Annotated in this window: 20 protein-coding genes; 14 read left to right on the top strand and 6 right to left on the bottom strand. The window is 70.5% G+C overall.

Annotated features, from left to right (window positions below):
- Positions 1–39: 39 nt before the first annotated feature.
- From AB7E03_RS04640 to AB7E03_RS04590, 11 genes are all read left to right on the top strand, one after another.
- Positions 40–270: a DUF6704 family protein gene (locus AB7E03_RS04640; RefSeq protein WP_441782072.1), complete on the top strand. Its 231-nt coding sequence runs from the start codon at positions 40–42 to the stop codon at positions 268–270.
- Positions 271–273: 3 nt separating this feature from the next.
- The gene (trpC, locus tag AB7E03_RS04635) at positions 274–1,044 is read left to right on the top strand and encodes an indole-3-glycerol phosphate synthase TrpC (protein ID WP_489939739.1); all 771 of its coding nucleotides are present in this window, start codon (positions 274–276) and stop codon (positions 1,042–1,044) included.
- Positions 1,044–2,255 carry a tryptophan synthase subunit beta gene (gene trpB, locus AB7E03_RS04630; protein ID WP_489939737.1) on the top strand — a complete coding sequence of 404 codons (1,212 nt, stop codon included), beginning with the start codon at positions 1,044–1,046 and terminating at the stop codon, positions 2,253–2,255. Before trpC ends, trpB begins: the two co-directional genes overlap by 1 nt.
- Positions 2,252–3,052 (top strand): tryptophan synthase subunit alpha, encoded by an 801-nt coding sequence (gene trpA, locus AB7E03_RS04625; protein WP_489939735.1) that lies wholly within the window; start codon positions 2,252–2,254, stop codon positions 3,050–3,052. Before trpB ends, trpA begins: the two co-directional genes overlap by 4 nt.
- 83 nt (positions 3,053–3,135) lie before the next feature.
- On the top strand, positions 3,136–4,125 hold the full coding sequence (gene lgt, locus AB7E03_RS04620) for a prolipoprotein diacylglyceryl transferase (protein WP_489939733.1): 990 nt from the start codon (positions 3,136–3,138) through the stop codon (positions 4,123–4,125).
- Between the two features lie 195 nt (positions 4,126–4,320).
- On the top strand, positions 4,321–8,898 hold the full coding sequence (gltB, locus tag AB7E03_RS04615) for a glutamate synthase large subunit (protein ID WP_489939731.1): 4,578 nt from the start codon (positions 4,321–4,323) through the stop codon (positions 8,896–8,898).
- A gap of 42 nt (positions 8,899–8,940) precedes the next feature.
- Positions 8,941–10,398, top strand: coding sequence for a glutamate synthase subunit beta (locus AB7E03_RS04610; protein ID WP_489939729.1), 1,458 nt, complete (start codon positions 8,941–8,943; stop codon positions 10,396–10,398).
- Between the two features lie 80 nt (positions 10,399–10,478).
- Positions 10,479–11,894 carry a pyruvate kinase gene (gene pyk / locus AB7E03_RS04605; RefSeq protein WP_489939727.1) on the top strand — a complete coding sequence of 472 codons (1,416 nt, stop codon included), beginning with the start codon at positions 10,479–10,481 and terminating at the stop codon, positions 11,892–11,894.
- A gap of 143 nt (positions 11,895–12,037) precedes the next feature.
- Positions 12,038–13,099, top strand: a complete 1,062-nt coding sequence (locus tag AB7E03_RS04600; protein ID WP_489939725.1) for a LolA family protein — start codon at positions 12,038–12,040, stop codon at positions 13,097–13,099.
- Positions 13,096–14,031 (top strand): ABC transporter ATP-binding protein, encoded by a 936-nt coding sequence (locus AB7E03_RS04595; RefSeq protein ID WP_489939723.1) that lies wholly within the window; start codon positions 13,096–13,098, stop codon positions 14,029–14,031. Before AB7E03_RS04600 ends, AB7E03_RS04595 begins: the two co-directional genes overlap by 4 nt.
- Positions 14,018–14,905 carry an ABC transporter permease gene (locus AB7E03_RS04590; protein ID WP_489939721.1) on the top strand — a complete coding sequence of 296 codons (888 nt, stop codon included), beginning with the start codon at positions 14,018–14,020 and terminating at the stop codon, positions 14,903–14,905. The genes AB7E03_RS04595 and AB7E03_RS04590 overlap by 14 nt, the downstream gene beginning before the upstream one ends.
- A gap of 13 nt (positions 14,906–14,918) precedes the next feature.
- Here AB7E03_RS04590 and AB7E03_RS04585 read toward each other — a convergent pair whose 3' ends face one another.
- From AB7E03_RS04585 to AB7E03_RS04575, 3 genes are read right to left on the bottom strand one after another with little or no spacing between them, the layout of a single operon-like run.
- Positions 14,919–15,806, bottom strand: coding sequence for an EamA family transporter (locus AB7E03_RS04585; protein WP_441782083.1), 888 nt, complete (start codon positions 15,804–15,806; stop codon positions 14,919–14,921).
- 36 nt (positions 15,807–15,842) lie between these two features.
- On the bottom strand, positions 15,843–16,412 hold the full coding sequence (locus AB7E03_RS04580; protein WP_489939719.1) for a GNAT family N-acetyltransferase: 570 nt from the start codon (positions 16,410–16,412) through the stop codon (positions 15,843–15,845).
- Complete coding sequence (locus AB7E03_RS04575) at positions 16,409–17,305, bottom strand: alpha/beta fold hydrolase (RefSeq protein ID WP_489939717.1); 897 nt, start codon at positions 17,303–17,305, stop codon at positions 16,409–16,411. Before AB7E03_RS04575 ends, AB7E03_RS04580 begins: the two co-directional genes overlap by 4 nt.
- 99 nt (positions 17,306–17,404) lie before the next feature.
- Between AB7E03_RS04575 and AB7E03_RS04570 the strand changes: the two genes are divergently transcribed.
- Positions 17,405–19,849, top strand: coding sequence for a phosphoketolase family protein (locus AB7E03_RS04570; protein ID WP_489939715.1), 2,445 nt, complete (start codon positions 17,405–17,407; stop codon positions 19,847–19,849).
- Positions 19,850–19,860: 11 nt separating this feature from the next.
- On the opposite strand, the gene AB7E03_RS04565 is transcribed toward AB7E03_RS04570, so the two are convergent.
- Entirely contained in the window at positions 19,861–20,649 is a 789-nt protein-coding gene (locus tag AB7E03_RS04565; RefSeq protein ID WP_489939713.1) for an SGNH/GDSL hydrolase family protein, read from the bottom strand.
- 77 nt (positions 20,650–20,726) lie between these two features.
- Here AB7E03_RS04565 and AB7E03_RS04560 point away from each other — a divergent pair, with 77 nt between their 5' ends.
- On the top strand, positions 20,727–21,194 hold the full coding sequence (locus AB7E03_RS04560) for a VOC family protein (RefSeq protein ID WP_489939711.1): 468 nt from the start codon (positions 20,727–20,729) through the stop codon (positions 21,192–21,194).
- 111 nt (positions 21,195–21,305) lie between these two features.
- On the opposite strand, the gene AB7E03_RS04555 is transcribed toward AB7E03_RS04560, so the two are convergent.
- Both AB7E03_RS04555 and AB7E03_RS04550 read right to left on the bottom strand, forming a co-directional pair.
- Positions 21,306–22,259, bottom strand: coding sequence for a hypothetical protein (locus tag AB7E03_RS04555; protein WP_489939709.1), 954 nt, complete (start codon positions 22,257–22,259; stop codon positions 21,306–21,308).
- A 142-nt stretch (positions 22,260–22,401) separates the two neighbouring features.
- Complete coding sequence (locus AB7E03_RS04550; protein ID WP_489939707.1) at positions 22,402–23,433, bottom strand: LLM class flavin-dependent oxidoreductase; 1,032 nt, start codon at positions 23,431–23,433, stop codon at positions 22,402–22,404.
- Positions 23,434–23,482: 49 nt separating this feature from the next.
- Between AB7E03_RS04550 and AB7E03_RS04545 the strand changes: the two genes are divergently transcribed.
- A complete protein-coding gene (locus AB7E03_RS04545) occupies positions 23,483–24,292 on the top strand; it encodes an MBL fold metallo-hydrolase (RefSeq protein ID WP_489939705.1) in 810 nt (269 codons plus the stop codon).
- The last annotated feature ends 11 nt before the right edge of the window (positions 24,293–24,303 follow it).

Here is a 24,303-nt window from a genome sequence, read left to right as displayed (position 1 = left end):
GCGCAGGCAACGAGCGCGCACCCGACGTGCAGGAGTCCCATGAGCAGCGAGTCAGTCGAGCCAGGTCACGGTCACTCGCCGGCGGCGTGGACCGCCGTGATCATCATGCTGGTGGCGTTCACCATCGGTGCGATCGCGTTCTTCTACGACGCTCCCATCATCGTCTGGGCCGCCGCGGGACTCGCGGTGATCGGCCTCATCGTCGGCGGCGTCATGAAGCGCGCGGGCTACGGAGTGGGCGGGTCCAAGTACACCCCGAAGGGTCACTGATCCGTGCTGGCCGACCTCGTCGCCGGCGCGCTCGAGGACGCTGACCGGCGACGGAGCGAGCGTCCGCTCGCCCAGGTGGAGGCCGCAGCGCTGGCCCGCCCTGAGGCGCTGGACGCCCTCGCGGCGCTCGCTCCCGCCGAGCGCGTCAAGATCATCGCCGAGGTGAAGCGCGCGAGCCCGTCCCGCGGGTCGCTCGCCGCCATCCCGGACCCGGCCGCCCTCGCCGTCTCGTACGAGACCGGTGGTGCGAGCGCTATCAGCGTGCTGACCGAGGAGCGGAAGTTCCGCGGTTCGCTGGCCGACCTGGAGGCGGTGCGTGAGGCCGTGTCCATCCCGGTGCTGCGCAAGGAGTTCGTCAGCGATCCGTACCAGGTGTTCGAGGCCCGCGCGGCCGGGGCCGACCTGGTGCTGCTGATCGTGGCGGCGCTCGACCAGAAGCGCCTCGTCGAGTTGCACGAGCTGATCACCCAGCTGGGCATGACCTCGCTGGTGGAGGCGCACTCGGCCGACGAGCTGAGCCGGGCGCTTGACACCGGCGCCGGGCTCGTGGGCGTGAACGCCCGCGACCTCACGACGTTCGAGCTGGATCGGGATCTGTTCGGCCGCCTGGCCGGAAGCATCCCGTCCGGCGTGATCCGCGTGGCGGAGTCGGCCGTGAAGTCGGCCGACGATGTCGCGCACTACCGGGCGGCGGGCGCCGATGTGGTGCTCGTCGGCGAGGCGCTCGTGACGAGCGACCCCGTCGCCACGCTCGAAGAGTTCTTGGGAGTCTGATGTCCCTCCGCACTGAGCAGGGTCCGTATTTCGGCGACTTCGGCGGGCGGTTCGTCCCCGAGTCGCTGGTCGCAGCGCTCGACGAGCTGTCGGCGGCGTGGGAGGAGGCGAAGGCCGATCCCGCGTTCCACGCCGAGCTGGATGAGCTGCACCGCAGCTACACCGGCCGCCCGTCGATCATCACCGAGGTGCCGCGCTTCGCGGAGCACGCGGGCGGCGCGCGCATCATCCTGAAGCGCGAAGACCTCAACCACACCGGGTCGCACAAGATCAATAACGTGCTCGGCCAGGCCATCCTCACCAAGCGCATCGGCAAGACTCGCGTCATCGCCGAGACCGGCGCCGGTCAGCACGGCGTCGCCACCGCGACCGCAGCCGCGCTGTTCGGCCTGGAGTGCACCATCTACATGGGCGAGGTCGACACCGAGCGCCAGGCGCTGAACGTCGCCCGGATGCGCCTGCTCGGCGCCGAGGTCGTGGCCGTCAAGACTGGCTCGCGCACCCTCAAGGACGCGATCAACGACGCGATGCGCGACTGGGTGACCAACGTCGAGCACACCAACTACATCTTCGGCACCGTCGCGGGCCCGCACCCGTTCCCCGCGATGGTCCGCGACCTCCAGAAGATCATCGGCGAAGAGGCGCGCGAGCAGGTGCACGAGCTCACCGGCCGCCTGCCCGACGCCGTCGTCGCCTGCGTCGGCGGCGGGTCGAACGCGATGGGCATCTTCCACGCGTTCCTCGACGACGAAGACGTGCGCCTGATCGGCTACGAGGCCGGCGGCGAGGGGGCTGACACCCCGCGCCACGCGGCCACGATCACGAAGGGCCGCCCGGGCGTTCTGCACGGCGCCCGCTCGATGCTGCTGCAGGACGAGGACGGCCAGACGATCGAGTCGCATTCGATCTCCGCCGGGCTCGACTACCCCGGGGTCGGGCCGGAGCACGCCTGGCTCGCGAAGATCGGCCGCGCCGAGTACCTGCCGGTGTCGGACGCCGAGGCGATGGCGGCGCTGCGTCTGCTCAGCAGGACCGAGGGCATCATCCCGGCGATCGAGTCGTCGCACGCCCTCGCCGGCGCGCTGGCTCTCGGGCGCGAGCTGGGGCCGGAGGGTCTCATCCTGGTCAACCTCAGCGGCCGCGGCGACAAGGACATGGAGACCGCCGCCCACTACTTCGACCTCCTCGACGCTGGCGCGGTGCAGTCGTGAGCGCGGCAACGGCCAGCCGCGTTGCCGACACCATCGCCCGGCGGAACGCGGACGCTGCCGGCGCCCTCATCGGGTACCTGCCCGCGGGCTTCCCCGACCTCGTCACCAGTGTGGATGCGGCGGTCGCGCTCGCCCAGAACGGCGTGGACGTCATCGAGCTGGGCCTGCCGTACTCCGACCCGGTGATGGACGGCACCGTCATCCAGGCGGCCACGCAGCAGGCGTTGAGCACGGGCTTCCGCCTGCGCGACGGCTTCACCGCCGTGCGCGAGATCACCGCGCAGGTCGACATCCCCGTCCTCGTCATGACCTATTGGAACCCGGTGCTGCAGTACGGCGTCGAGCGCTTCGCCGACGACCTGGCGGAGGCCGGGGGAGCGGGCCTCATCACGCCCGACCTCATCCCGGACGAGGGCGCCGACTGGCTCGCCGCCTCCGACCGCGTGGGCCTCGACCGCGTGTTCCTCGCCGCTCCCAGCTCGACCGACGCCCGCCTGCGGCAGGCGGTCGAGGCAAGCCGAGGCTTCGTCTACGCCGTCTCGACCATGGGAATCACGGGTGCACGCACCGACGTGGATGCGGCAGCGCGCACCCTCGTCGGCCGCCTCCGCGAGGCGGGCGCCACGAGCGCCTGCGTCGGCCTCGGCATCTCCTCGGCGGCCCAGGTGGCCGAGGTGCTGGAGTATGCCGACGGAGCGATCGTCGGTTCTGCGCTCGTCAAGGCACTCGGCGACGGCGGCGTGGCGGAAGCGGGTCGAGTGGCGGCCGCCCTCGCCGGTGGCACGAGCAGGTCCTGACCGCGTCCTAAACTAAGGGGGCAGTTCGCGACTCACGCGTCGCCTCCCCATGATCGAAAGGTAGTCATCCGGTGGCCCTCACCATGAGCAGCTGGCTCACCAGCATCCCGAGCCCCGGGCCCGAGTGGCAGCAGATCCCGATCGATATCTTCGGTCTGCACTGGCGCATCCAGACGTACGCGATCATGATCCTGATCGGTATCGTCGTCGCCTCCCTCTGGACCTCGCGCCGTTTGACGAGGCGGGGCGCGGAGCCGGGCGTGCTGCTCGACGTGCTGATCCCGGTGATCGTCCTCGGCATCGTCGGCGCGCGGCTGTACCACGTCGTGACCCACCCGGGCGACTACTTCTACGACGGTGCGCCGCTGTGGAAAGTCTTCGCGATCTGGGAGGGCGGCAACGCCATCTTCGGCTCGCTCATCGGGGGTGCCGTCGGCGCCTGGATCGGCTGCCGCTGGACGGGCCTGCGCTTCTGGACCTTCGCCGACGCGCTGGCCCCCGCACTGCTGCTGGCGCAGGCGATCGGCCGCCTCGGCAACTGGTTCAACCAGGAGCTCTTCGGCCTGCCCACCGACGTTCCGTGGGGACTGCAGATCGACTCCACCAACAAGGCGATCCCGGTCGGGCTACCGGACAACACGCTCTTCCAGCCGCTGTTCCTGTACGAGATCATCTGGAACGTGATCGGCGTCGTGCTGCTCGTGCTGCTGGAGCGGAAGTTCCGCCTGCAGTGGGGCAAGGTCCTCGCGCTGTACCTGATCTGGTACGGCCTCGGCCGCTCGTACCTGGAGTCGATCCGCATCGACCCGAGCGAGTTCTCGTTCCTCGGCATCCCGACCAACGTCTGGGCAGCCTTCGTCGCGGTCGTCCTGGGTGTCATCATCTTCATCGTCCAGTCGCGCAGGCACACCGGCCTCGAGCCGAGCCCCTACCGGCCGGGCCGTGAATGGGTCCGTCCGGATGCTGAGGTAGACTCTGACGACACGGACCTGGACGACGAGGGCACCGCCGACGACGACGGTGTGCCTGCCGGGTCCGCTTCGGCCAAGGCCACAAGCCCCACGAACGGATGATTCCGGACGATCCGAAGCCACATGAGCGGCGGTAGACAAACCGTCGAGGCGATCATCCCTTCTACCTGACCGCACCGAGAGACCGGGCCGCACACAGCCCGGTGGATGCGGCGGGCCTCCTCCCAAGCATCGGGCCGATGGCGTCCCCGCACCCCAACATCCCCACATCCACGACACTGTGAGGACGGTCGACAGATGGCGCTCAAGCCTCCCCATTCCCGCTTCGGGACCGTGCCTGGCCCGCAGGGCCTGTACGACCCTGCCCACGAGAAGGACGCCTGTGGCCTCGCCATGGTGGCGACGCTGCGTGGCACGGCCGGGCACGACATCATCGATGCGGCACTCGAGGCGCTGCGCCACCTGGAGCACCGCGGCGCGGTCGGCTCCGACGCCGGTACCGGCGACGGCGCCGGCATCATCACCCAGGTTCCGGACGCGTTCCTGCGAGCCGTCGCCGGGTTCGACCTCCCGGCCGCGGGACGCTACGCCGTCGGCAACGCCTTCCTGCCGAGCAGCGCGGACGAGCGCGCCGAGATCAAGGCCGCGCTCGAGGGCATCGCCGCCGAGCACCAGCTGACGGTCCTCGGCTGGCGCGAGGTGCCCGTGCGCCCCGAGGAACTGGGCACGCTGGCCCGCCAGGCGATGCCGGTGATCGAGCAGCTGTACGTCGCATCCACCCGCGCCGGGGAGGACGGCGAGCAGGCGTCGGGGATCGAGCTCGACCGCCAGACCTTCTTCCTGCGCAAGCGCGCGGAGCGCGAGCTCGACCTGTACTTCTCGTCGCTGTCGAGCCGCACCCTCGTCTACAAGGGCATGGTGACGACCCTCCAGCTGGAGCCGTTCTACCCGGACCTGTCGGACGAGCGCTTCGCCTCCAAGCTCGCGCTGGTGCACTCCCGCTACTCGACGAACACGTTCCCGTCGTGGCCGCTCGCACAGCCGTTCCGCATGATCGCGCACAACGGCGAGATCAACACCGTGCAGGGCAACCGCAACTGGATGCGCGCGCGGCAGTCGCAGCTCGAGAGCGAGCTGCTCGGCGACCTGCGTCCCATCTTCCCGGTGGTCACGCCGGGCGCGAGCGACTCGGCCTCCTTCGACGAGGTCGTCGAGCTGATCTCGCTGAGCGGTCGCCCGCTCCCGCACGCCGTCATGATGATGGTGCCGGAGGCCTGGGAGAACCAGACCGAGATCGACCCGGTCCGCCGCGCCTTTTACGAGTACCACTCGATGCTCATGGAGCCGTGGGACGGGCCGGCCGCGATCGTCTTCACCGATGGCTCGCTCGTCGGTGCGACCCTCGACCGCAACGGGCTGCGCCCGGGCCGCTACGTCGTCACCAACGACGGCCTGGTGGTGCTCGCGTCCGAGATCGGCGTGCTCGACTTCGACCCCAGCCGCGTCGTGCGGAAGGGCCGGCTGCGGCCGGGCCGGATGTTCCTGGTGGACACGGTCGCGGGCCGTCTCATCGAGGACGAGGAGATCAAGTCGGAACTCGCCGCCGGCGCGCCCTACGGCGAGTGGCTGGACGAGGGCCGGATCAACCTGAAGGACCTCCCGGAGCGCGAGCACATCGTCCACACCCCGGCGTCGATCGTGCGCCGCCAGCGGACGTTCGGCTACACCGAGGAGGAGGTCCGCGTCCTCCTGAAGCCGATGGCGACGACCGCGGCCGAGCCGCTCGGCGCCATGGGATCGGACACGCCCGTCGCGGTGCTCTCCGAGCGCCCGCGCCTGCTGTTCGACTACTTCACGCAGCAGTTCGCGCAGGTCACCAACCCGCCGCTCGACTCCATCCGCGAGGAGGTCGTCACCTCCCTGAAGCTGGGCCTAGGGCCCGAGCGCAACCTCCTCGACGCCGGTCCGGAGCACGCCAAGCAGGTCGTGCTCGACTTCCCGGTGATCGACAACGACGAGCTGGCGAAGATCCAGCACATCGACCCGCGGCCGGGCAGCACGCTGACCACCACGGTCCGCGGTCTGTACCGCTCGGACGCCGGCCCGGACGCGCTGGAGCGCCGCCTGGCCGAGATGTGCGACGAGGTGGATGAGGCGATCGCCGCCGGCGCGAAGTTCATCGTCCTGAGCGACCGCGACTCCACGAAGGACCTCGCGCCCATCCCGTCGCTGCTCATGCTGGCCGCGGTGCACCACCACCTCATCCGCTCGGAGACCCGCATGAAGGTGGGCCTGATCGTGGAGGCGGGCGACGTCCGCGAGGTTCACCATGTCGCGCTGCTCATCGGCTACGGCGCTTCGGCGATCAACCCGTACCTGGCGATGGAGACCTGCGAGGAGCTCGTCCGCAGCGGGATGATCACCGGCGTGACCCCGGAGAAGGCGGTCAAGAACGTCATCAAGGCGCTCGGCAAGGGCGTGCTGAAGATCATGTCCAAGATGGGCATCTCGACGGTCTCCTCCTACGCCGGCGCTCAGGCGTTCGAGGCGGTCGGCCTCAGCCAGGCGTTCGTCGACCAGTACTTCACCGGCACGACCAGCAAGCTCGGCGGCGTCGGGATCGACGTCATCGCCGCAGAGAACCTGGCGCGGCACGAGAGCGCCTACCCCGCCGAGGGTGCGGCCCTCGCGCACGAGCGCCTGGCGACCGGTGGCGAGTACCAGTGGCGCCGCGACGGCTCGCCGCACTTGTTCAACCCGGAGACGGTGTTCCGCCTGCAGCACTCGACGCGCACTCGGCGGTACGACGTGTTCCGCGAGTACACGAAGCTCGTCGACGACCAGTCCGAGTCGCTGATGACCCTCCGCGGGATGTTCTCGCTGAAGGAGGGGGAGCGGCCGCCCGTGCCGCTCGAGGAGGTCGAGTCCGTCGCCTCGATCGTCAAGCGCTTCTCCACCGGCGCGATGAGCTACGGCTCCATCTCGAAGGAGGCGCACGAGACCCTCGCGATCGCCATGAACCGGCTCGGCGCCAAGTCGAACACGGGTGAGGGCGGCGAAGACCTCGACCGTCTGCTCGACCCCGAGCGCCGCAGCGCGATCAAGCAGGTCGCCTCCGGCCGGTTCGGTGTGACGTCGATGTACCTGACGCACGCCGACGACATCCAGATCAAGCTCGCTCAGGGTGCGAAGCCCGGTGAGGGCGGCCAGCTGCCGCCGACCAAGGTGTACCCGTGGGTCGCGCGCACCCGGCATGCGACCGCCGGAGTCGGCCTGATCTCGCCGCCGCCGCACCACGACATCTACTCGATCGAAGACCTCAAGCAGTTGATCTTCGACCTGAAGCGCGCCAACCCGGGCGCCCGCGTCCACGTCAAGCTGGTGTCCGAGTCGGGCATCGGCGCGGTCGCTGCGGGAACGGCTAAAGCGCTGGCCGACGTCATCCTGGTCTCCGGCCACGACGGCGGCACGGGCGCCTCCCCGGTCAACTCGCTGAAGCACGCGGGCACACCATGGGAGCTCGGCCTGGCGGAGACGCAGCAGACCCTCATGCTGAACGGGATGCGCGAGCGCGTCGTCGTGCAGGTCGACGGTCAGCTGAAGACCGGGCGCGACGTCATCGTCGGCGCGCTGCTCGGCGCCGAGGAGTTCGGCTTCGCGACCGCGCCCCTGGTCGTGTCCGGCTGCGTCATGATGCGCGTCTGCCACCTCGACACCTGCCCGGTCGGCGTCGCCACGCAGAACCCGGAGCTGCGCGCGCGGTTCTCGGGCAAGCCGGAGTTCGTCGTCAACTTCTTCGAGTTCATCGCCGAGGAGGTGCGCGAGTACCTCGCCGCACTCGGCTTCCGGAGCCTGGAGGAGGCCATCGGCCACGCCGAGCTTCTGGATGTGGACCGCGCGATCGACCACTGGAAGGCGTCGGGCCTCGACCTCGCGCCCATCCTGCACGGTCCGGCGTTCGGACCGGAGGCGCCGCGGCGCAACGGCCGCGCCCAGGACCACGAGCTCGAGAAGCACTTCGACGTCCAGCTCATCGATGCCGCCCGCGACGTGCTGGAGCGGGGCGGACGGATCGAGCTCGATCTGCCGATCCGCAACACCGAGCGCGCCGTCGGCACGATGCTCGGGCACGAGGTGACCGTCCGCCACGGCGAGAACGGCCTGCCCGCCGGCTCGATCGATATCACCCTCACCGGTTCGGCCGGTCAGTCGCTCGGAGCCTTCCTCCCGTCGGGCATCACGCTGCGGCTGGAGGGCGACTCCAACGACTACGTCGGCAAGGGGCTGTCGGGCGGCCAGATCGTCGTGCGGCCGCCGCGCGACAGCGTCTTCGCCGCCGAGCGCAACGTGATCGCGGGCAACGTGATCGGCTACGGCGCGACGCAGGGCAGCATGTTCATCCGTGGAATCGTCGGTGAGCGGTTCCTGGTGCGCAACTCCGGCGCGACCGCGGTCGTCGAGGGTGTGGGCGACCACGCGCTCGAGTACATGACCGGTGGCCTCGCGGTGATCCTCGGGAGCACTGGACGCAACCTCGGCGCGGGCATGTCCGGCGGCACAGCGTACGTGTACGACCTGAAGCGCGAGCGCGTCAACCGCGATGCGCTCGCGACCGGTGAGTTGGAGGTGCTGCCGCTCGGCAGCGCCGACATCGAGATCGTCCGCGACCTGCTCGAGCAGCACGTCGCCGAGACCGGATCGACGCTCGCCGCTCAGTTGCTCGACGACTTCGACGCGACCGTCGCGAAGTTCGTAAAGGTGCTTCCCCGCGACTACGCCGCGGTGCTGCAGATGCGGCAGGAAGCCGTCGACGAGGGGCTCGACCCCGACGGCGACATCGTGTGGAACCGAATCTTGGAGGTGACTGGCGGATGATGCTGTCTGATCCTAAAGGCTCCGTCGAACTGGAGGTGACTGGTGGCTGACCCTAAGGGCTTTTTGAAGACCACGGAGCGGGAGCTCCCGAAGCGGCGGCCGGTCTCCGTCCGGCTGATGGACTGGAAAGAGGTCTACGAGAACCAGGATGCCGCGCAGCTGCGCCGGCAGGCGGGCCGCTGCATGGACTGCGGCATCCCGTTCTGCCACTCCGGCTGCCCGCTCGGCAACCTGATCCCGGAGTGGAACGACCTGATGTGGCGCGGGGAAGGCCGCCAGGCGATCGACCGCCTGCACGCGACCAACAACTTCCCCGAGTTCACCGGGCGTCTCTGCCCGGCGCCGTGCGAGTCGTCGTGCGTGCTCGGCATCAACCAGCCGGCCGTCACGATCAAGCAGGTCGAGGTCTCGATCATCGACCAGGCCTGGCAGAACGGCTGGGTGCAGCCGCACCCGCCGGAGCGCCTGACCGGCAAGACCGTCGCCGTCGTGGGCTCCGGCCCCGCCGGCCTCGCCGCCGCCCAGCAGCTCACGCGCGCGGGTCACACCGTCGCCGTGTACGAGCGGGACGACCGCATCGGCGGTCTGCTCCGCTACGGCATCCCCGACTTCAAGATGGAGAAGAAGCACCTCGAGGCGCGCCTCAACCAGATGATGGCCGAGGGCACCCGCTTCCGTGCGGGCGTCAACATCGGCGTCGACATCACCTGGGACGACCTGCGCGCGCGCTACGACGCTGTCGTGGTCGCCACTGGCGCTCTGGTGCCGCGCGACCTGCCCATCCCGGGCCGCGACCTCGCCGGCGTCCACTTCGCCATGGAGTACCTGGTGCAGCAGAACAAGGCGGGCGCCGGCGACGGCATCGCCGACCAGATCACGGCGGACGGCAAGCATGTCGTCGTGCTCGGCGGCGGCGACACCGGTGCGGACTGCATCGGCACCGCCCACCGCCAGGGCGCGGCCAGCGTCACCAACCTCGCTATCGGCAAGCAGCCGCCGTCGGAGCGTCCGGGCCACCAGCCGTGGCCGATGACCCCGACCCTGTTCGAGGTGTCGTCGGCGCACGAGGAGGGCGGCCAGCGCGAGTTCCTCGCGTCGACCGTCGAGTTCCTCTCCAACGAGTTCGGCGAGGTCCGCGCGCTTCGCGTGGCAGAGACCGAGTTCCTGGACGGCCGGCGCGTGCCGAAGGCAGGAACCGAGCGCGAGATCCCGGCCGACCTGGTGCTGCTGGCCCTCGGTTTCACCGGCCCTGAGCAGCAGGACCTCTCCGGCCAGCTGGGGCTGCCGTTCGACGAGCGCGGCAACGTCGCGCGCGACGGCGAGTACCAGACCTCGCAGGAGGGCGTCTTCGTCGCCGGCGACGCCGGCCGCGGTCAGTCGCTCATCGTGTGGGCTATCGCAGAGGGCCGGGCAGCGGCCGCGGCCGTTGACCGGTATCTTGAAGGGGAGACGCAGTTGCCGTCTCCGATCCGTCCCACCGACCGCGGCATCCTCGTCTGAACGAGGAGATGCCCGCACGACCGGGCGCAACCACCGAACCACGCGCCGTCGGCGCAGAACAACGGAGCGAACAGAAAAGCATGAGAAGGGCGAAAATCGTCGCGACCCTCGGGCCCGCGACCTCAAGCTATGACAACATCCGCGCGATCATCGACGCGGGTGTGGATGTGGCCCGGATGAACCTGAGCCACGGCAGCTACGAGGTGCACGAGGGGGTCTACGCCAACGTGCGCAAGGCTGCCGACGACGCCGGCAAGCCGGTCGCGGTCCTCGTCGACCTCCAGGGCCCGAAGATCCGCCTCGGCAAGTTCGAGGCCGGCCCCTACGACCTCGCCGAGGGCGACATCTTCAAGATCACCACCGAAGACATCATCGGCACCAAGGAGATCTCCTCCACGACGTTCAAGGGCCTCCCGAACGACGTGAAGCCGGGCGACTTCCTGCTGATCGACGACGGCAAGGTCCGCGTCCGGGTCGTCGAGGTGGAGGGCCCCGTGGTCACCACCGAGGTGATCGTCGCCGGTCCGGTCTCGAACAACAAGGGCATCAACCTGCCGGGTGTCGCGGTGAACGTGCCGGCCCTGTCCGACAAGGACGAGGCCGACCTGCGCTGGGGTCTGAAGCTCGGCGCCGACCTGATCGCCCTGTCGTTCGTCCGCAACGCCAAGGACATCGAGCGCGTGCACGAGATCATGGCGGAGGAGGGCCGCAAGGTCCCCGTCGTCGCGAAGATCGAGAAGCCGCAGGCCGTGGATGCGCTCGAGGAGATCATCGAGGCGTTCGACGCCATCATGGTCGCCCGCGGCGACCTGGGCGTCGAGCTGCCGCTCGAGGCCGTCCCGATCGTGCAGAAGCGCGCGGTCGAGCTGGCCCGCCGTGCGGCGAAGCCGGTCATCGTGGCCACGCAGATGCTGGAGTCGATGATCTCCAGCCCCGTCCCGACCCGCGCAGAGACCTCCGACGTCGCGAACGCCGTGCTCGACGGGGCGGACGCGGTCATGCTCTCGGGCGAGACCAGCGTCGGCGAGTACCCGACCGTCACGGTGCAGACCATGGCGAAGATCGTGACCTCCACCGAGGAGCACGGCCTGGAGCGCATCCTGCCGCTCGGCACCCGCCCGCGCACCCAGTCCGGTGCCATCACGCTGGCCGCCGTCGAGGTCGCCGACTTCGTCGAGGCGAAGTACCTCTGCGTCTTCACCGAGTCGGGCGAGTCCGCACGTCGCATGTCCCGTCTGCGCAGCCGCATCCCGATCCTGGCCTTCACGCCGGAGGAGTCGACGCGCCGCCGCATGTCGCTGTTCTGGGGCGTCGAGTCGTTCGTCGTCGGTCGCGTCACCCACACCGACCAGATGGTCGCGCAGGTGGATGAGGCCCTCAAGTCGACCGGCCGTGCCGTCGACGGCGACAAGGTGATCATCATCTCGGGTTCCCCTCCCGGAATCCCCGGAACCACCAACGACATCCGCGTGCACCGGGTCGGCGACGTCCTGTAGCACCGGCGAGAAGGGCCCCGCTCCGGCGGGGCCCTTTTGGCGTCCTCCCGGGGTATGACGCCGCGTCAGACCACCGGATGATCTCCGGTTTTCCCATGCAACCCGGAGGGTCGGATGGGGTGCCGCGCGCGTATCCTCAGGCTATGGAACACCGTTGGATGCGCTGGGCGCCCGCCGTCGTCGTCCCGGTCGCGATCGCGGCCGCTGTGATCGTCACGCCACTGGCTGCCGGTGCGAGCGACCTGCCCGTGAAGTCGCCGGCCGACGTGCTCCGGCTGGTCGCGGCCAGCCACACCGAATCGTTCTCGGGCACTGTCGAACAGAATTCGGAGCTCGGGCTGCCGAGCCTGCCCGTGACCACCTCGAAGGGCATGGACGACGGCAGCGCCGCCGATGTGCTGGAGCTGGCCCTCGCCGATCACACCGCCAAGGTCTGGGTCGACGGCCCGTCGCGCCTGCGGGTGGAGGTGCTCGACAACCTGGCCGAACGGGATGCGATCCGCGACGGCTCCGACCTGTGGCTGTACCAGTCCTCGGGCAAGATGGTGGCGCACGCCACCATCCCGGCCCGTCTGAAGGAGTCGCCCGCTCCCGACGCGACCTCGCTCACCCCGTCTCAGCTCGCCCAGCGGTTCCTCGCCGCGGTCGACCCGACGACGAAGGTCTCGCTCGGTGACGACACGTCGGTCGCCGGACGCGATGCCTACGATCTCGTCCTCACGCCCAAGGCCGACACGACCCTGATCGGGACGGTGTCCATCGCGGTCGACGGCAAGACGGGCATCCCGTTGAAGGTCTCCGTGACCGCGCGCGGCGCGAGCAGCCCGGCGTTCGAGGCCGGCTTCACCGCCTTCAGCGACCAGAAGCCGGACGCGTCCATATTCTCGTTCACCCCGCCGAAGGGCGCGACCGTCACCGAGCAGAAGCTGCCGACGGGCGACCAGGTACGGGATGCGGCGGGCTCGCACCCGAAGCCGACGGTGTCCGGCACGGGCTGGGCGACCATCGTCGCACTGCCTGCGGGCTCTGCTCCGAGCGCCGTGGCCGACGATCCGCTGTTCGGGCAGCTGACGCAGCCGGTCGACGGCGGGCGTGCGCTCAGCTCCTCCATCGTGTCGGTGCTCGTGACGGCCGACGGCCGGGTGCTCGCGGGCTCGGTGCCGGTCTCGGCCCTGCAGGCGGCGGCGCAAGCGACCGGCCGGTGAGCGAACCGGCGATCGCGACCAGCGGCCTCACCAAGCGCTTCCGGTCGCGGGCGGTCGTCGACGGCCTCGAGCTGAACGTGCCCCGCGGATCCGTGTTCGGATTCCTCGGCCCGAACGGTTCGGGCAAGACCACGACCATTCGGATGCTGCTGGGCCTGGTGTCGCCGTCGGCCGGGTCCATCCAGGTGCTCGGGGAGGCCATGCCCGACCGCGGAGCTCGCGTGCTCCCGCGGATCGGCGCCCTCGTCGAGGGACCCGCGTTCGCGCCCTACCTCTCCGGCACCGCCAACCTCCTGCGCCGCGACACCGCCGACCGTTACGCGCCGGGCGCGACCCGGCGTGCGCGGGTCGGCGCGGCACTCGAGCGCGTCGGCCTCTCGCACGCGGCGAGCAAGCACGTGCGCGCCTACTCGCTGGGCATGAAGCAGCGGCTCGGGATCGCCGGGGCGCTGCTCACCGACCGTGACCTCCTGGTGCTCGACGAGCCGACCAATGGGCTCGACCCGCAAGGGACGCGCGAGGTGCGCTCGCTCGTGCGGTCGCTGGCCGACGAAGGCAGGACCGTGTTCCTGTCGAGTCACCTGCTGGCCGAGATCGAGCAGGTCTGCACGCACGCGGCGATCATGCGCACGGGCCGTCTGGTGGCTCAGGGGTCGCTCGACGAGCTGCGCCAGGCGTCCGGCCCGCGGCTCGCGGTCGAGACTCCGGATTCGTCGCTCGCTGTCTCCGTGCTCGCTCGCTTCGGTCTCGAGGCCGTCGTCACCGGCTCGGGCGTGGAGGCGGCCCTCGGTGAGAGTGCGCCGCCGCCCGAGGAGCTCGCTGCGGCTCTAGTGCGAGACGACGTCCGCCTCCGCGGCTTTGCAGTGCGCGCATCCAGCCTGGAGGAGCGCTTCGTGGAGCTCACCGGGGAGGGCTTCGATGTCGAGCAGTGAGCTGACGGTCGACCCCGACCGCGTGGATCCCGCAGCGTCGGCCGCCGCGCGCCGGGAACGCCCGTCCGGCGGCTGGGCGCTCCTCGGGTCCGAGATCTCGGTGATGTTCCGTCGCTGGCGCACTTGGGCGATGCTCGCCGCGCTGGCCGCCATCCCGATCCTGATCGCCGTCGCCGTGCGGCTGACCGGGGGCAGTTCGCGCGGTCCGGCCTTCCTCAGCGAGATCACCTCGAACGGCCTGTTCGTGGCGTTCACCGCCCTCGTCGTGTGCGTCCCGCTGTTCCTCCCGCTGACGATCGGCGTGGTCGCGGGCGACACGATCGCGGGCGAGGCGAGCCACGGCACCCTCCGCTACCTGGTGATCGCCCCGGCCGGACGGCTGCGCCTGTTGGCGGTGAAGTACGCGGGATGCGCGGTGTTCTGCATCGCTGCAGCGCTGGTCGTGGGGATCGCCGGCGCACTGATCGGAATGCTGCTGTTCCCGATCGGTCCAGTGACCCTGCTGTCGGGCGTCGAGGTGAGCCCGGGGGAGGCGTACGTCCGGCTGCTCCTGATCGCCCTCTACATCGTGGTGTCGCTGCTGGGACTGTGCGCGATCGGGCTGTTCCTCTCGACCCTCACCGACGTCCCGGTCGGGGCGATGGCGGCGACGGCCGTGCTGGCCGTCGTCTCGCAAGTGCTCGACCAGCTGCCGCAGCTGGAGGGGCTGCACCCGTGGCTGTTCAGCCACTACTGGCTGGGGTTCGGCGACCTGCTCCGCGACCCGATCTCGTGGGATTCGTTCGGCGACAACGCGCTCCTGCAGCTCGGCTACATCGCCGTCTTCGGCGCGCTGGCCATCGGCCGGTTCACGTCCAAAGACATCCTGTCCTGATCGGTCACCTCGATCACGGCACCGATTCGGCCGTCTGCTCCAGCTCCGACCGCGGGTGGTCGCGCTGCGTCGCGATGGTGACCCCGGCGGCCGCGCACACGATGAGGATGCCGATCAGCTGCACGAGGGTGAAGTGCTCCCCGAGCACGAGCACGCCGAAGACGGTCGCGACGACCGGACCGAAGCTCGTGATGACGGCGTAGAGGCGCGGCGTGATCCGGCGCAGGATGAACGTGTCCAGGCTGTACGGGACGGCGGACGACAGCACGCCGAGGGCCAGCAGCAGGAGCAGCACGCGCGCGTCGATCCGGCTGTAGTCGACGACGATGAGGGCCAGCGGCACCGTCAGGACGGTGGAGACGATGCTCGCCACGCTGAGACCCTCGAGGCCCGGCAGCCGGGTCGCGACCTGGCGGGTCAGCAGGATGTACGCCGCCCACGCAGCCGCCGCGGTGAGCGCCAGTGCCACGCCGAACGGATCGACACTGCCCTCGGTCGCCGTCAGGAGCAGGACGCCCGCGGCGGCGGCAACGGCGCATCCCGCGTCGAGAAGTCGCCGGGAGCCGGCGAGTGCGAGCGCGAACGGCCCGAGAAACTCGATGGTGGCCGCCATGCCGAGCCCGAGCCGGCCGACCGACGCGTAGAAGCTGAGGTTCATCACCGCGAGCACCACGCCGAGCGCGAGAGCGGGCCACAGCCGGCGCCAGGTCAGCTCGGAGCGCCGCGGACGGTAGAACGGCAGCACCGCGACCGCGGTGACGACCTGCCTCGCGGCGACGACGACGATCGATCCGACGACCGGGATCAGCAGGCCGGCCAGCGCCGAGCCGTAGTTGATGCTGATCTCCGTCGCGACCTGGGTGCTCGCGCCGACGAGGCGGTCGCGACGGGTGGAACTCACCCGATCGAGCTTACCGGCGCCCGATCATGCGTTGCGTCACACTGCCCGGCGCATGATCGCGCGCGTGGCGCTCGGCCTCCGCACCACCTCGAAGCCGCCATCCCGGAACAACGCGACGGTGCCGTGGTACCGCTCGGCCGCAGAGAGCGAGGGCCGCACCTCCGGGTCCACCGGGTACCCTTCGACAAGCTCCGCGCCCTGAGCCCTGGCGTGCTCGACGGCCCCGTCGAGCAGCACCCGCGCGACGCCCTGCTTCCGGAACTCAGCACGCACGACGAAGCATGTCACCGCCCACGGATCGGCCGGATCGTCGGCGAGCCGCTTCGTGATGGGGGAGCGGGCCAGGGTCGGATACGCGGTGTACGGCTCGACGGCCGCCCATCCGGCGGGCTGTCCGTCGATCCAGGCGAGGACCCCGGGCGAGCCGGAGCGCACCTGATCGTGGAGCAGTTCCCGGCGTTCCACGTTCGAGAGCTGGTCGTTCTGCGCGCGCGGCACCTTGAACCACTGGCACCAGCATCCCGAAGGGTCTCCCGGCGTGCTGAACACGGTCTCCAGATCGCCCCAGATCGCATCGTCGACCGGGCGGACCACTGTGTCGCTCATGCTCCGACGCTAGCGTCCCGCCCCGTGGTCGGCCAAGAGGTATCCACCCCGAGACAGAGTGACGCCACCAGCGAGGGATGCTCGACGTGAGCGAAGTGGCCGGTCGCGGGCACGACGAGAGTGCGGATGCCGGGCACCGCGGCCGCGAGCCGGGCGTCGTCGGCCCGAGGAACGAAGACGTCGCGGTCGCCGTGCAGCGCGAGCACCGGGCAGCGGATGCCGCCCCAGCGCTCCGCCGCAGGGTAGCGGCGGGCGCACGCCACGGCCCGGACGAAGGCCGCCGGCCGCAGGTCGCGCGCGAGCTCGTGAACCACCCCGGCGACCGGCCGGCGGAACAACGGGGCGGCCAGGAGGTCGAGCAGGCGCGATCGGTCAAGAGCGTGCACGAGCACAGCGGCGAAGGGTCCGAGCGTCGCGAGCAGGCGCATTCCCTGCAGCAGCAGCATGAGCGGCGCGTAGGCCCGGAACAGGGCCGCCGTGCCGAGCCGGTCCGCCCGCCCACCGAAGGTCGTCGCCGAGACGAGGACGACCGACTCGGTGGCCGACGGCTCCAGCACGGCCAGCTCCAGTCCGACGAACCCGCCCAGCGAATGTCCGACGACGCGCCACCGTTCGTACCCGAGTGCGCGGGCGGCCGTGGCGGCGGCGGCAGCGAGCACATCCACATCCAACCGGGACGTCGATGCGGGGGAGTCACCCCAGCCTGGGAGGTCCGGCACGATCAGGTCCGGCACTTCGCCGCCACGCTCGGACGCGGCCGCCGCCATCAACGGCTGCCAGCTCGTCCACGACCCCGCCGCGCCGTGCAGCAGCAGCGTCGCCACCCCGGATTCACGCGCGGTATAGCGCACGGCCATCGGACCGGCACCGCTGTCCACCATCGTCTGTTCCACGCCTGTTCTTCGGAGCGGACCCGCCGTAGGATGCGCGGCACACCCACCTGGCGCCGGGCCTGCCCGCGCACGGGACCCGTCAGCGAGGAGAGAGCACCGATGACCGAGACCAGCACGGCGTCCGCGCAGCACGAACTGACTGAGGAGATGCTCGACCGCATCGACGCCTGGTGGCGGGCGGCGAACTACCTTTCGGTCGGCCAGATCTATCTGCTCGACAACCCGTTGCTGCGGCGCCCGCTGTCGCGAGACGACATCAAGCCCCGACTGCTGGGGCACTGGGGCACGACGCCCGGGCTCAACTTCATCTACGCGCACCTCAACCGCGCCATCCGTGAGCGCGACCTGAACACACTCTTCGTCGCCGGACCCGGTCACGGCGGACCGGGCGTGGTGGCGAGCGCCTATCTCGATGGCACCTACAGCGAGCTGTACAGCGTGATCGACCAGAGCGAGGACGGCCTGCGGCGACTGTTCCGCCAGTACTCGTTCCCCGGCGGCATCCCGAGCCACGCGGCACCGCAGACGCCCGGGTCGATCCATGAGGGCGGCGAGCTCGGCTACGCGCTCTCGCACGCCTTCGGCGCCGCCTTCGACAACCCCGACCTGCTGGTCGCGGCGGTGGTCGGCGACGGGGAGGCGGAGACCGGTCCGCTGGCGACCGCCTGGCATTCGAACAAGTTCCTGAACCCGCAGCAGGATGGGGTGGTCCTGCCGATTCTGCACCTGAACGGCTACAAGATCGCCAACCCGACCGTGCTGGCGCGCATCCCCGAGTCAGAGCTCCTCGACCTCATGCGCGGCTACGGTTACGCGCCGTACATCGTCTCCGGTGGTTTCGACGGCGAGGACCCCCGCGCGGTGCACAAGCGGATGGCCGCGACGCTCGACGAGATCCTCGACCGGATCGCCGAGATCAAGCGGAGCGCGGACGCGGGCGAGCTGGATGCGCGTCCCGCGTGGCCCATGCTCATCCTGCGCACCCCGAAGGGCTGGACCTGCCCGGCAGAGATCGACGGGCACCCGACCGAGAACAACTGGCGGTCCCACCAGGTGCCGCTCGCGAACGCGCGCGACACGGAGGCGCACACGCGGCTGCTGGAGAACTGGCTGGCCTCCTACCGGCCGGAGGAGCTGTTCGACGAGCAGGGACGACCGGTCGAGTTGATCCGGAGCCTGGCCCCCGAGGGCGAGCGCCGGATGAGCGCCAATCCGGTCGCGAACGGCGGGCTGCTGCGGCGCGACCTCCGGCTGCCCGACTTCCGCGAGTACGCGGTCGATGTCCCGGCTCCCGGCGAGACGGTCGCCGAGGCGACACGGGTGCTCGGCGATTGGATCCGGGATGTGATGATCGCCAACCCGCACGACTTCCGCCTGTTCGGCCCGGACGAGATCGCCTCCAATCGCCTGCAGGCCGTGTTCGAGGACACCAGCAAGCAGTGGAACGCCGAGTACCTCCCGATCGACGACGACAACCATCTCGCCCCGCAAGGCCGGGCGATGGAGGTGCTCAGCGAGCACCAGTGCCAGGGCTGGTTGGAGGGGTACCTGCTGACGGGCCGGCACGGCGTCTTCACGTCGTACGAGGCGTTCATCCACATCGTCGACTCCATGTTCAACCAGCACGCCAAGTGGCTGAAGTCGGCGAGCGAGGTGTCTTGGCGGCGGCCCGTCGCGTCCCTCAACTACCTGCTCAGCTCGCACGTGTGGCGGCAGGACCACAATGGCGCCTCCCACCAGGACCCCGGCTTCATCGACCACGTCGTCAACAAGAAGGCCGACGTCGTGCGCGTCTACCTGCCGTTCGACGCGAACACCCTGCTGTCGACCTACGACCACTGCCTGCGCTCGGTCGACTACGTGAACGTCGTCGTCGCCGGCAAGCAGCCCGCACCCAACTGGCTGACGATGGAGGAGGCGATCGCGCACTGCACGCGCGGCATCGGCATCTTCCCGTGGGCGGGCACCGAGAAGGAGGGCGAAGAGCCGGATGTGGTGCTCGGCTGCGCGGGTGACATCCCGACCTTGGAAGTGCTGGCGGCCGCCGACATCCTGCGCCGCCGACTGCCGGACCTCAAGGTGCGCGTGGTCAATGTGGTCGACCTGATGCGGCTGCAAAGCGAGGGCGAGCATCCGCACGGGCTCAACGACCGCGAGTACGACGCGCTCTTCACCGCCGACAAGCCGGTCATCTTCGCGTACCACGGCTACCCGTGGCTCATCCATCGGCTCACCTACCGCCGCAACGGCCACAGCAACCTGCACGTCCGCGGCTACCGTGAGGAGGGCACCACGACGACGCCGTTCGACATGGTGATGCTCAACGACCTCGACCGTTACCGCCTGGTGATCGACGTCATCGACCGGGTGCCGGGGCTCGCCTCGCGCCAGGCCGAACTGCGCCAGGAGATGCAGGATGCGCGCCTGCGCGCCCGCCAGTACACGCGCGAGCACGGGGAGGACATCCCCGAGGTCGCCGAGTGGACGTGGGGCGGAGGCGAGCACACGACCCGCTTCGACACCACCGGGGGCGACAACGACTGACGGCGTCGCGCTTAGAGCGGGTGCGCCGATTCCGGGTCGACGACGGTCAGTTCCGCGATCTTCGCGGCTCGGCCGTCGCCGGAGGAGCGGCCGGTGAGCCGGCGTCCGACCCACGGGAGCACGAAGCGGCGGTAGTAGTCGGCGGTGCGGCGATTCCGCTCGCCGGGTGGCGCGGCCGCCACCTCCGCGACGCCCCACTCCTCGGGCACCGGGACACCGAGCGCCGTCAGCACGTTGCTCGCGACGCGCGCGTGCCCGAGCGGACCGAGGTGGAGACGGTCCTCCGACCAGTAGCGGAAGTCCTCCAGCCCTTCGTCGGCCCAGTTGTCGACGAAGGTGATGCCGTCGCGCGGCAGCATCGCGCGCACGGCCACCGCGAGCTCCTCGCCGCGCCGCCGTATCAGGCCGCCGAGCGGCAGGTGAGCGCTCGGGTTCGCCCCGCTGAGGAGCAGCATGTGGCTGCCGGAGGCGACCACCCGGTCGGCCGCATCCATCAGGGTCCTGGCGACGCCCTCGATGGAGACGCGGGGGCGCATGATGTCGTTCCCGCCGCCGTTCAGGCTGACGAGGTCGGGATGCTGCGCGATCGCCGGCTCCACCTGCTCGGCCACGATCGGGCCGAGCTTGCGCCCGCGCACCGCGAGGTTCGCATAGCGGAACGGGGCGTCCGAGGCCGCGGCCATCCCGAGCGCGACGAAGTCGGCCCAGCCGCGGACGCGGCCGTCGGGGAGATCGTCGCCGACGCCCTCCGTGAAGCTGTCCCCGATGGCGATGTAGCTGCTGAATGCGGTGCTCGACACGGGTGCAACGCTACCGCTCCCGGCTACCATGGGCGGCATCGACCGCGTCCGACGGAGGGCGCGGGGAGGGGGCTCCCATGCAGAAGGTCACGACGTTCCTCTGGTACGCCGAGGGGGTGGAGGAGGCGGCGGAGCTGTACACGTCGCTCATCCCGGACTCGCGCATCCTGAACGTGCAGCGGTTCGGCGAGGGGATGCCGGACGGCCTCGTCGTCGTGCAGTTCACCCTCGGCGGCGTCGAGTATCAGGCGATGAACGGCGGCCCGGCCGCGAACTTCACCGAGGCGATCTCGCTGTCGGTGATCTGCGACGACCAGGCTGAGGTCGATCGGCTGTGGGATGCGCTCACCGCCGACGGAGGCGAGGAGAGCCAGTGCGGGTGGCTGAAAGACCGCTGGGGCGTCAGCTGGCAGATCGTGCCGCGCCGCTTGCTCAAGCTGCAGGCCGATCCGGACCCGGTGCGCGCCAGCCGCGCGAACCAGGCGATGCTGACCATGCGCAAGCTCGACATCGCGGCCCTCGAGGCCGCAGCCGACGGCCGCTGAGGCGTCGAGGCGCTCGCGCCGCGACCGCGCCCTCGCGTCACACGCGCGCCTGCGCGCGCAGCAGCGCTCGTAACGCCGGGGTGCGTTCGCGCGGCGTCGAGAGCGCGCTGCTCAGCGGGCGAGGAGGTCCTGCCAGGCCAGCAGGTGCTCGACGGTCACTCCGCCGTAGCCGCGGAGGCCGGAGAGTTGCGTGCGTACCGCCGCCGTCTCCGACTCCAGCAGGGCCGCGCTGTCGTCGCCGAAGGTGGCGCCGGGTCCGCCGGCGACCTCCGGCGTGTCCGTCTCCACCCCGATGGTGAACGGGATGCGCTTGGCGGCCGCCGCTTGCGCCGCGGGCTTCGCGAACGCGACGATCCCGTCCGTCCCGGCCGCGTGGTCGCTGAACGCGACGATCGCCACCGACTTCAGGTGGGGGAGCAGGGCGTCGAACGCGGTGCCGCCGCCCGGCTGCGGCTTGGCGGCCAGCCACCACGGCAGGTCGGCGCCGACCGGCGTCGTACCGGCCGCCGCACGGGCCCGGTCGTACATCGTCTGCAGCTTGGTGACCACGGCGGGAAGCTCGGAATCCGAGGAGACGACCCACGGCTCCACGTCGAACTGCACCGCGTCGAACGGAGCCGCCCGCAGGGCTGCGGTCGTCCAGGTGGCGGCGAGCGACGGGTCGTCGGCCCAGGCCGGGTCGCCTCCGAGGGCGGCGACCTTCGTGACTCCGGCTGCGTGCAGTGCGTTCACTGCGTCGGTCAGCCAGACGACGAAGGGACCCTCGTCGGCCGCCCACGGCACGGACAGGAAGACGGTGCGCAGGTGGTGCGCCGCCGCGAAGTCGGCCAGCGCCTGCGGCTCGAACTGTGCACGTCCTTCGCCGCGCGCATCCACTGCCGGGTCGATCGGGTTGCCCCAGGCCCACATCCCGGTGATCGCCGACGAAGCAGGGCCGCTGTCGATCCGGGCGGTCACGGCCGCCGCCGGTGCCGCGGCGAGCACGGGCGCTGCCAGCGCCGAGCCGCCGATCGCCACAGCCATGGCCGTGGCGGTGACGACGGAGCGGAGACGCGGAGCTCGCATGGCACACCCTTCGAACGCGGAACGGAACAGTCACCGCAGATTCGGGTGTGCGGTACGTCCATCATGTCAGTCTCCGCGCTGGCGTCTATGCCGCGTTCGGGGTACACGCGCCGGCCTCCGCTGTACCCCGCTCAGCCCCGGCTCAGTCCCGCCAGCCGAGGGCGGGCGCGATCTGCGTGACGATGGTCTCCAGAAGGTGCGCGTTGTACTCCACGCCGAGCTGGTTCGGGACGGTGACGAGCAGAGTGTCGGCATCGGCGACGGCGGCGTCCTCGCGCAACTCCTCGACGATCTGCTCCGGCTCTCCGACGTAGCTCTTGCCGAACCGCGCGAGGCCGCCGTCGAGGTGCCCGACCTGGTCGTGGCGTTCGGCGAGGGCGGACGCGCCGAAGTAGCGGCGGTCGAGGTCGGTGGTGATCGGCAGGATGCTGCGGCTGACGGACACGCGCGGCTCCCGGTCCCACCCGGCCGCTGTCCACGCATCCCGGTACTGCTGCAACTGCTCCGCCTGGAGGTCGGAGAACGCCACGCCGGTGTCTTCGGTGAGCAGGGTCGAACTCATCAGGTTCATGCCCTGCTCGGCCGCCCACACGGCGGTCGCTCGCGTTCCCGCGCCCCACCAGATCCGGTCCGGGAGGCCGGGTGACTGCGGTTCGATGGCGAGGCCACCGCGCTGCCCTCCCGTCATCGCCGGGTTCGCCTCGGCGACCCCCGCTCCGGCGATGGCGGCCCGGAACAGTTCCGTGTGCCGGCGGGCCATGTCCGCATCCGTCTCGCCCTCGGCGGGCACGTAGCCGAACGACTCGGAGCCGCGCAGCGCCGTCTCGGGTGACCCCCGGCTCACGCCGAGCTGCAGCCGCCCGTCGGAGATCAGGTCGGCCGCCGCCGCATCCTCGGCCATGTAGAGGGGATTCTCGTAGCGCATGTCGATGACGGCCGTGCCGATCTCGATGCGCGAGGTGCGCGCGCCGATGGCCGCGAGCAGCGGGAACGGCGAGGCGAGCTGCGGCGCGAAGTGGTGGACGCGAAAGAACGCGCCGTCGGCGCCCAGCTCCTCCGCGGCCACGGCCAGGTCTATCGCCTGGTGGAGGGCGTCCGCCGCGGTGCGCGAGACGGAACCTGGGATGGGCTGGTAGTGCCCGAAGCTGAGGAACCCGATGCGTTTCACATCCACTCCAATCGGTCCTCGTCGCAGCCTATTCCGTCGCGCTAGAGTCCGGGATGTGGCGGAGTGGCTGTGCGCGGCGTGCGCTGTGGAGTTCGGGGACGGGGAGCACCCGCCCATATCGTGCCCGATCTGCGAGGATGAGCGGCAGTACGTCCCGCCGACGGGCCAGGAGTGGACGACACTCCAGCGCCTGCAGCGCGAGGGCGAACGCGTCGTGGTCACCGAGCTCGAGCCCGACCTGTACGGGCTGCGCAGCGAGCCGAGGGTCGGCATCGGCCAGCAGAGCATCCTGCTGCGCACGCCCGAAGGCAACCTGCTCTGGGACCCGACCGGGTACGTCGACGAAGCGGCGGTTGCCGCGGTGCAGGACCTCGGCGGCGCCGCGATCATCGCGACCAGCCACCCGCACATGTTCGGCGCGCAGGTGACGTGGTCCCGGATGCTCGGCGACCCTCCGGTGCTCGTCAACGCCGCAGACCGCCACTGGGTGCAGCGGGAGGACCCGGCCATCCAATCCTGGACCGGGGAGGTGGAGGTGCTGCCCGGGGTGACCCTGCGGACGATCGGCGGGCACTTCCCGGGCAGCGCGGTGGTCCACTGGGATCGCGGCGTCGTGCTCAGCGGCGACACCGTGTTCCCGGGGCCGTCGCAGCGATGGGTGACGTTCCAGCGCAGTTTCCCGAACGACATCCCGCTCTCCGCCGCTGTGGTGCGCCGCGTTGCCGACACAGTGTGCGACCGGCCCTTCGAGCGGATGTACGGCAACCTGGGCAACGTCATCCCGCGGGATGCGCGCGCGGCGGTGCTGCGCTCAGCCGACCGCTACATCGGCTGGGTCAGCGGGGCGTTCGACCACCTGACCTGAACTCAGCCGAC

It is taken from the genome of Leifsonia sp. RCC_180, assembly GCF_058138205.1.
The sequence above is the reverse complement of the archived record's forward strand: the minus strand, read 5'-3'. Positions and strand labels throughout refer to the sequence as shown.

Bases quoted from the DNA above. Each gene is read 5' to 3' on its own strand.
- trpB (WP_489939737.1), top strand. From the start codon at position 1,044: ATGTCCCTCCGCACTGAGCAGGGTCCGTATTTCGGCGACTTCGGCGGG.
- AB7E03_RS04640 (WP_441782072.1), top strand. From the start codon at position 40: ATGAGCAGCGAGTCAGTCGAGCCAGGTCACGGTCACTCGCCGGCGGCG.
- AB7E03_RS04590 (WP_489939721.1), top strand. From the start codon at position 14,018: ATGTCGAGCAGTGAGCTGACGGTCGACCCCGACCGCGTGGATCCCGCA.
- lgt (WP_489939733.1), top strand. From the start codon at position 3,136: ATGAGCAGCTGGCTCACCAGCATCCCGAGCCCCGGGCCCGAGTGGCAG.
- pyk (WP_489939727.1), top strand. From the start codon at position 10,479: ATGAGAAGGGCGAAAATCGTCGCGACCCTCGGGCCCGCGACCTCAAGC.
- AB7E03_RS04560 (WP_489939711.1), top strand. From the start codon at position 20,727: ATGCAGAAGGTCACGACGTTCCTCTGGTACGCCGAGGGGGTGGAGGAG.
- AB7E03_RS04580 (WP_489939719.1), bottom strand. From the start codon at position 16,412: ATGAGCGACACAGTGGTCCGCCCGGTCGACGATGCGATCTGGGGCGAT.
- AB7E03_RS04570 (WP_489939715.1), top strand. From the start codon at position 17,405: ATGACCGAGACCAGCACGGCGTCCGCGCAGCACGAACTGACTGAGGAG.
- gltB (WP_489939731.1), top strand. From the start codon at position 4,321: ATGGCGCTCAAGCCTCCCCATTCCCGCTTCGGGACCGTGCCTGGCCCG.
- AB7E03_RS04600 (WP_489939725.1), top strand. From the start codon at position 12,038: ATGGAACACCGTTGGATGCGCTGGGCGCCCGCCGTCGTCGTCCCGGTC.
- AB7E03_RS04555 (WP_489939709.1), bottom strand. From the start codon at position 22,259: ATGCGAGCTCCGCGTCTCCGCTCCGTCGTCACCGCCACGGCCATGGCT.